The following is a 7951-nucleotide window of genomic DNA, read 5'->3' as shown; positions in this document are numbered from 1 at the left end:
CTTTATTCCGAACAAATTGGGTTGTCCGTATTGCCTCATTAATGGCTTCTATCTGATTAGGTTTTGGCTTAACTTTGTATTCTAGTACAAATATTTTGACACTGCTTGACTGAGTATCAATATCTTAACACAAAATTCTTTAAGTTGACAATACATATTTATTTAAAGCCGCCCTCCGCTACACTAAAGGGCGGGGCTTGTACCCAAATTTTCGGTCAAAACAGTATTTCCCCGTTAACATGAACCAAATCGACTATCTCAGGATTAGTTTAATCGATCGCTGTAACTTTCGCTGTCAGTATTGTCTGCCTGAAGATGCAGAATTGTCCTATGTTCGACCGCAAGACTTACTCACCCGGGAGGAAATTCTTACTTTAGTCAAAAATGTCTTTATTCCCCTCGGTTTCCGCAAATTTCGTCTTACTGGTGGGGAACCTCTCTTACATCCCGAAGTGGTGGAGATTGTGCGCGATATCGCCTCTTTATCTGCCACTAGCGATTTAGCTCTGACCACTAATGGTTATTTACTTGACAATTTAGCCGAAATGTTGTATGAAGCCGGACTAAGACGGATTAATATCAGTTTAGACTCCCTCGACCCCGACACTTTCGATAAAATTATCGGTAATCGCGGCCGGAGTCGTTGGCAAAAAACTTGGGCAGGTATTCAAGCAGCCCAGAGGGTGGGTTTTGACCCCTTAAAATTGAATGTGGTGGTGATTCCGGGGATAAATGAGGCAGAAGTGGAAGATTTAGCGGCTTTGACCATCGAGAAGCGTTGGCACGTCCGTTTTATCGAGTTTATGCCCATCGGTAACGGTGATTTATTTCAAGAAAAAGCTTGGATCGCGAACGAGGAATTAAGAGGGCGAATTCGGGCAAAATGGGGCTTAAATGAGGGTCAAGTGCGGGGAAATGGTCCAGCCGATGTTTTTCAAATTCCGGGGGCTAAGGGTACAATTGGCTTTATCAGTCAGATGTCGGAATGTTTTTGCGATCGCTGTAACCGCCTACGTCTCTCGGCCGATGGTTGGTTGCGTCCCTGTCTCCTCAACGAAACTGGACAAATTGACCTAAAAACTGCCCTCCGTCAAGGAATTTCGCCGGCAGAAATCAGGGAAAAAGTCGGGAAATTAATGGAACTAAAAGCAGAAATAAACTTTAAACTGCGTGATTCCGGCACATCAAGCGGCATTTATACCCGTACTATGTCCCAAATTGGCGGCTAAAAATCTACTGTCCAAATTCTACTCTAGCCTGTTCTACCATTTCCACGGTAACTCGATCGGAACCGGCATGACGAGCTAATTCTTCTATCCTTTGACGCGCTTGGGAACGAACAAAATAGGGAATGTTTTTTAGTTTTGCTTTTGCTTCTGCTGTCCATTGTAATTGATCGGAAAAATCTAGATCGTCCATAGATTTAACAATAGCAGTCCGTCTATTATACCAAAAAAGATTAGCTATTTATTGAAAAGCTGATGAGATGACGATTTTCTTGACAGCGACTCTTTTTCACCTTTCTCTTAATTTTAGGTTTCCGCTAGGTCAAAATTGACTCTTTGATATAAATCTTGAAAAGAAATCTGCCAATCCACAGACAGCAATTGTAAAACCGCATTTTCCCCCGTGCAGAAATCAATTAACCATTGATCATCCTTTTGTTTGTAATAACGTTCTAGACTATAACTAGATTGTTCAATCAGAATATATTCCTGAAAAGTTGGCAAGGAACGATAGAATTTAAACTTGTCCCCTCGATCATAAGCTTGGGTAGAATTAGAGAGAACTTCGACAATAATTAAAGGATTGATCACGTTAGATTGACTATTCCCTTGATAGAGAGGTTGACCTTGAATCACCATCACATCGGGATAGGTGTAAATGCTATAATCTGACAGCCATAAACGCACCGTTTCCATGTAGGTATAATAATCTTGATTATTGATATTTAAGGGAAAATTACGGCAAAAATTTAGACAAATCTGATTGTGATTAGTGGTGGCTCCTACCATGGGGATAATTTCTCCTTGACGATATTCATTTTTATCTTCGGACGTTTCCTCTAGAGCCAGATATTCTTCGGGAGTATAATATTTAGTGTCGGTAGCGGTTAACATTTTTGACTCTCCTTCCTATTCTATTTTCTAGGATACAGCATTTCCCTAAAAAGAGACAAAGTTATCCTTAATCAAGGTTATCGATTGAGTTGCTCGGATCATATTTTTCTCTTAATCTCTGGCAAAAAATGCTGAGAAATCCACAATTAAAAATCTAACTATCAAAATTGCTCACCCCAAGGGTTAAAATAAACTAGATAAATAGTTTTATGTTTAGTTTCTCCTATGTTTAACCTAAGTACAGGACAAAAAGCTTGAAAAGTAGGCGAGAGTAGGATTTCATGAGAAATAGAACCAATCTCCAGCCCTTCAACCCCATCTCGGATGGCATGGTGCTTTGAATTTCGTTTCTGGCACTGTTCCTACTAGCTTTAATCAAAGTCAAAACCGTCAATTTAAGGGAGTTAGCAGTGGGATTTGAAAGTAAAGCTCTGAAAGAGTCTAACTACAAAAGATTACAACCCACATTCCGCACCCTAAGTATCACAACGTCTCAAAAGAGAAAGATGCCTGAGTCAAAATATTTATCTAGAGGAGTGAGTTGGCGGCAAGCTGCCGCCAACTAAGCCGAAAATTTCAGGGTTGCCCCGCTCATTCTCAATAAACAAAGCTTATTGAGAATAAACGAGCAATCAGACTTAACATCTAGCGGGAGATGTTCGAGTTGCTCGCTTTGTTTTGTCACCCCTTGAAGTCAATCCATCTGGTCAAGATAAGAGATAATATTCCTGGCAAGGTTTGGGGAAAAATCTCAAAATGTTGCGCCTCTCATCAGTCAAGTTGCTAATCTTTTGACTGTCTTGAATACGGAGGAGATGAATCCCTTGAAAGCAGTGAAATATCCAGCGTAATGTTGGTCGGTCAGTTAACTTACCCAACTAATTTTTCCGTCCCGTCTCCTGCTGTTTTAAACTTAAACGAAGTTGTCTTTGACCAATAGTATAAACCAGTAGGCACAAGCACATGAGCATGGCCATGACCTCGATTCTATGGGGAGATTTGAGAAAGACACTGTGGGCAAAAAAGCAGCAATTCTCATTTCAAAAAGTAACAATTTATACAGACAGAAACAGAGATTTAGTAATTTCAGCTATTCAGTCATTATGAGGGTTATGACATTTTTGGTGGGGGTGCTAAAATCTGCTTCTAGCATCAAAATGAGAATTGCTGGCAAAAAAGTGGGGGTCTTTGAGAAAAGAAAATCCTCTTTCCGGAGCTTGTTGCCCTTTATATTTTTTGAGTATATTCTCACTGCTCAATCGTTTTTCCTCCAAATCGTTAGTCGCTAAAACGAATCGTCCTGCTCGTTTCTTTAGCCTCTCAATAGCTGGCAAATTCAACTCTAATTCAGCATGGTAATTCTCGGTTGCTACAGCAAAATTTTTCACGGACGCTAAACTAATCAGTAGAAAAATGACTGAAACATCCAGTTAATAAAGTTTGTCCATTACTCGACTAATTTTATCATCATTTAAGTGTTTGGGTTCGATGCCATCTCCCAGCAGATGTTCGGTTGCTTTATCTCCAAAAAATTGAGTAAATAAATACAAGGCTCGGAAGACAAATCCCAATCCGTTAAGAATAATCGCTTTTACTACTTGCCCAGCTGTGACAATTTCTCCTGGAACCCATTGAGACTTGTTCGTTAATAATTTCAACGATTCCTATTTCATCGATAATTCCGGCTACTAATCCTAGATGGTCTAGATTTTTAACTTGAATTTCTGTTGATTGATTCACGGTCGAACAGTCCACTCGCCTAAGTTTTCCAACAATTCCTATTTTTTCATAATTAGGGTTTGCTGAATAAATATAAAAACCTTGTTGGATAATACTTTTAGACTTTTTTCCCATCAAAAAGTGCCTTAGCTAGGGGTGATTAGGTAGTTGACCACCTGAAAATCGGTAAAACCCTACACCCCACACCCCACACCCTACCCCCACCGAAAAACTTTTTCAGCAGACCCTAATTAGGGTTTGCTGAATAAATCTAAAAACCTTGTTGGGTAAGAGTTTTAGACTTTTTTTTTCTCAAAAAGTGCCAACCCTTGCAGTGATCGGGGGTAAAATTCAGGTACTTTTTCCCTGAAAATTAGGTAATTCACTCCCTCAAAATCAGTAAAACCCTACACCCTACACCCACCAACAAACTTTTTGCCGCAAACCCTACTTAGGTCTTGGTTATTCCTATCAGATTTCTGGTGATACTTCTGCCAAACAAGATAAAATCAAGAAATCTTGGAAAGAGTCCGATTTAATGCGCTCTCACTTGTATGCTCAGGCAATGGTTACTATTTGTCCTAATAAACCCGCTAAAACTGAGATTGTTGCTAAACTTAAGAACTCTTGGTTAAATTCCAGAAATCACACCTATTTTACTCGAAACGAGAAAACCGGGCAAAAAATCGAAGTCAACCAAGAGTTGCCAAGTTTTAAAGCACTGGGGAAAGATGGACTGTGTCGCCTGCTGTTTTACGAATCTAGGCTGCTCTACCAACTTTTAACAAGTAATTTGCTAAAGTGATAGGTGCATAGACGATATTTACCCCAGAGCCATGACCACTTCTCCTGTTCCCCAAGGGGACGATTTTAGCGATCGCCCGATCCGTCCCGTACAATATCGGGATTTGGAAGACATTGAAGCTTTAACCTTCGATGACTTCGATGAGGATATTGATCGTCGCACCCAAAATTTCCGCACGCAGGTGCAACAGGTGCGGCCTTGGTTTGGGTTGTTTAAAATTCTCAGTCTTTTTCCTAATCCTCTCCAACACCGTTTTCATGTCTATGTGGCCGAGTCCATGGCCAATCGGGGAGAAGAAAGGAAAATTCGCGGGGCAATCCAAGTCACCCCTTTTAATAGTAGTCGCAGCACTTGGCGGGTGGAACAGGTGCGGGTGCATCCGGCGGAGTCTTTAAGCGAACCCAAGGGCATCGGGGCGCAATTACTGCGTTATTGTCTAGAAACGGTTTGGGAAGCGCGCACCTGGGTGTTAGAGGTTAATATCAATCAAAAGGACAGTTTGGCACTTTTCCGGCAACACGGTTTTCAGCCTTTGGCGGAATTAACCTATTGGTCTTTACCGCCGCAATTATTACAGGAATTGGCGAAACAAGAGCCAGATTTACCGAATTTACTGCCCGTGAGCAATGCTGACGCTCAATTGCTTTATCAGTTAGATTGTGTGTCTATGCCGCCGCTACTGCGTCAGGTATTTGATCGCCATATCCAGGATTTTAAAATCAATTTAGTTGATAGTTTGCTCTATCGCTGTCAAAGTTGGTGCGGCAGTCCGCAAATTAGTCGCGGTTACGTTTTTGAACCACAACGAAAAGCGGCGATCGGTTATTTTGAATTAATTCTATCTAATCGGGATGAGCGACCCCATCAAGCGAAATTAATTGTCCATCCCGCCTACACTTGGCTCTATCCTAAGTTATTAATCCAGATGGCCCAGATCACGCGCAAGTATCCCCCTCGCTCGCTAGAGTTGATATCTGCTGATTATCAGCACGAAAGACGGGAATATCTGGAACAATTGGGAGCGATCCGCAGTTCCCACACCCTGATGATGTCGCGCTCGGTATGGCACAAAATCCGCGAAACTAAGCCGGAAAATTCCGCCCTAGCAGAAATGCTGCAGGGTTTACAACCGGTGCCGCGCACTCCCATCCCTAGTCGGATGTCTTGGTTAAAATGGCCCAATAATCCCCCCTTGGACTCCCTCGACAGTCCGGGGGAACTTCCCCCAGTTAAACCGCCCTCGGACCCCCCCGATCAGGGGCATCCAGTGTAATGGAAAGGGTCGCCGCCCTAGGCTTAGATATCGGTAAAAAACGGGTAGGAGTGGCAGGATGTGACGGCACAGGTTTAATCGCCACCGGTTTAACCACGATTATCCGTTCTTCTTTTGTTGCCGACATAGCACAGTTTAAGGCAATTGTCAAGGAAAGAAATATTAAGATTTTGGTGGCGGGACTGCCCTATACCATGGCCGGAGAGTTAGGATTTCAGGCCCAACAGGTGCAAAAATACGCCCAGAAACTAGGGATAGCCTTGGATTTGCCCCTCGAATACATTGATGAGCGTTGCACGTCCCTAGAGGCGGAAGAATTCTTAAAAGCCAAAAAACAGTTTTCCTCTTGGGATAAGGGAGCGATCGATCGGGAAGCGGCGGCGATTATTTTACAACAATGGCTCGATCGCCGACGGCGAGTTAATACGGTTGTTTTAGGGGAAACTCGTTGACATCCTCACCGTCCGTTTACGGTGGTGAGGATGTCAACCATCGGTTTGTAGTCTTGTTTTAGCAATAATGCGGGTTTTCTTTAAATCTCCCTCGCTCAATTCTTCTCCCACCTGTAAACGGGTGGCATTAGTTTGGAGGACAGTGGCGGCGTTTTTTTCTCCCAATTGTAAGGCGGTTTTGGCCGCGGTTTGTAGCATGGTGGCGGCGGCTGCTCGATCGCCCTGTTTTAATCTTTCTTCAGCGATTTGGGTTTGACGATATTTGGCTAAAGTCAGAGTCGATTTCTGAACTTGCTCGTCTAATTGGGATTGATAGATAGCTTGGGATGCGATATTAAGGCTAATAGTCGCAGTTTCTAGCCCTTTTTGACCGGAAGCGGGATCATCGTAGCGAATCTTCACCTGAGCTATAGTGTGAGTACCGGGGGGAATTTGGTCGATATAGAGATTGAGGAGGATAATTTTTTCTTCATCTATCATTAAATCACCCAAACGGGTGATGTAAAAATTGCCCTCTTTTTGTAGGGTCATTTCTATGGTTTCTGGGGCAACTTGGGCAATGGGTTTTAACTCCGCTAAATGAGTCCGAGCATCTAATTCTAATTGCAGGAAAGCGTTAGTTAACCGGACAGATTGCAAACGGTTAAATAGACGAGTAAATTCAATTAAAGCCTGTTCGGGTCTTTCGATATAAGATAAACTTCCGCCAGCGATATCGGCAATTTTTTCTAGGATATCTTGATTCCAATGATCGCCAAAACCGAAGGTATTTAAGGTGATACCGTACTCAGCCGCTACTCCGGCTAACTTTAAACAGCGTTGATTATCTCCGTGTTCATTTTCACCATCGGTAAGCAGAAAAATATGAGACACATAACCTTTGCTGCCGGTAGAACTTTCTTGAATACCTAATTTTATCCCTTCATCGATCGCCGTACCTCCTCCCGCTTGTAATTGTTGAATTTTTGAGCGAATTAAGGTCAGATCATCCTGTCGCGATTGGGAGGGAAGAATAACTTTGGCGCGATGATCGAAAGCTATTACCGAGAGACGATCGTTAACCCCGAGGGATTCTATTAAACTGAAGGCCGCTTTTTTGACCGTTTCTAGGGGTTTTCCCTGCATAGAACCGCTATGATCGAGAACTAAACAAAGATTAATCGGTAAATTTGTGTTGATCTGTTCACTGGTGGCGGCGATCGAGAGCATCAGTTGACGTTGACTGCTGCTTTGATTAGCATCGATATGACTGTCACTCAAGGCCGATTTTAGAGTTACCCGCATAAGAGTTTTTTATCGTGGTCGTTGATATTTATATTGTAATGAGTATAGTTAGATTTGTGCTTATTTTCCCGTCCAGCATCGAGTTAAACAAGTTCGAGAACTGGCTGCATCTCATTTTTGTCGATCTACGATGCTCACCCGCGGTTGTTCATCGAAAATTTTGGGTCTGAAACCCCGTCGTTCTACGACGGCTTTACCGTTAAATATTAGCGCATTTACCAAATATATGCTAAAATGTGAGACATGGAAAAAGCCTATTGGTTTCGATTTTACCCCACACCAGAACAAGAGTCGCTAT

At 42.5% G+C, this 7951-nt stretch carries 7 protein-coding genes and 4 pseudogenes; 5 read left to right on the top strand and 6 right to left on the bottom strand.

Going from position 1 to position 7951, the window contains the following annotated elements:
* Positions 1–94, bottom strand: a pseudogene (locus tag BGL89_RS19490) (transposase); the annotation flags it as partial.
* A gap of 145 nt (positions 95–239) precedes the next feature.
* On the opposite strand from BGL89_RS19490, the gene moaA reads away from it, so the two are divergent.
* The gene (gene moaA / locus BGL89_RS19485; protein WP_286827176.1) at positions 240–1229 is read left to right on the top strand and encodes a GTP 3',8-cyclase MoaA; all 990 of its coding nucleotides are present in this window, start codon (positions 240–242) and stop codon (positions 1227–1229) included.
* Positions 1230–1233: 4 nt separating this feature from the next.
* On the opposite strand, the gene BGL89_RS19480 is transcribed toward moaA, so the two are convergent.
* Complete coding sequence (locus BGL89_RS19480; protein ID WP_079207278.1) at positions 1234–1419, bottom strand: PCP reductase family protein; 186 nt, start codon at positions 1417–1419, stop codon at positions 1234–1236.
* Between the two features lie 113 nt (positions 1420–1532).
* Positions 1533–2120 carry a Uma2 family endonuclease gene (locus BGL89_RS19475; protein ID WP_286827174.1) on the bottom strand — a complete coding sequence of 196 codons (588 nt, stop codon included), beginning with the start codon at positions 2118–2120 and terminating at the stop codon, positions 1533–1535.
* 337 nt (positions 2121–2457) lie between these two features.
* Between BGL89_RS19475 and BGL89_RS19470 the strand changes: the two are divergent.
* Positions 2458–2593, top strand: a pseudogene (locus BGL89_RS19470) (IS4 family transposase); the annotation flags it as partial.
* A gap of 234 nt (positions 2594–2827) precedes the next feature.
* Here the strand turns inward: BGL89_RS19470 and BGL89_RS19465 are convergent.
* Positions 2828–3148, bottom strand: a pseudogene (locus BGL89_RS19465) (IS1634 family transposase); the annotation flags it as partial.
* Positions 3149–3421: 273 nt separating this feature from the next.
* A pseudogene (locus BGL89_RS19460) lies at positions 3422–3860 on the bottom strand (DUF4277 domain-containing protein); the annotation flags it as partial.
* Between the two features lie 815 nt (positions 3861–4675).
* On the opposite strand from BGL89_RS19460, the gene BGL89_RS19455 reads away from it, so the two are divergent.
* Together BGL89_RS19455 and ruvX are read left to right on the top strand one after the other, a co-directional pair.
* Positions 4676–5917, top strand: coding sequence for a GNAT family N-acetyltransferase (locus tag BGL89_RS19455; protein ID WP_286827173.1), 1242 nt, complete (start codon positions 4676–4678; stop codon positions 5915–5917).
* On the top strand, positions 5917–6369 hold the full coding sequence (gene ruvX, locus BGL89_RS19450; RefSeq protein ID WP_286827172.1) for a Holliday junction resolvase RuvX: 453 nt from the start codon (positions 5917–5919) through the stop codon (positions 6367–6369). Before BGL89_RS19455 ends, ruvX begins: the two co-directional genes overlap by 1 nt.
* A gap of 33 nt (positions 6370–6402) precedes the next feature.
* On the opposite strand, the gene BGL89_RS19445 is transcribed toward ruvX, so the two are convergent.
* Positions 6403–7653: a vWA domain-containing protein gene (locus tag BGL89_RS19445; protein ID WP_286827171.1), complete on the bottom strand. Its 1251-nt coding sequence runs from the start codon at positions 7651–7653 to the stop codon at positions 6403–6405.
* 243 nt (positions 7654–7896) lie between these two features.
* Here BGL89_RS19445 and BGL89_RS21380 point away from each other — a divergent pair.
* On the top strand, positions 7897–7951 hold a 55-nt coding region (locus BGL89_RS21380), incomplete at its 3' end, for a helix-turn-helix domain-containing protein (RefSeq protein ID WP_287735666.1).

This window comes from Microcystis sp. LSC13-02, from assembly GCA_002282935.1.
In the GTDB taxonomy this organism is placed as follows: Bacteria; Cyanobacteriota; Cyanobacteriia; order Cyanobacteriales; family Microcystaceae; genus Microcystis.
Note: the sequence above shows the minus strand (reverse complement) of the source record. Positions and strands in the feature narration are given on the sequence as shown.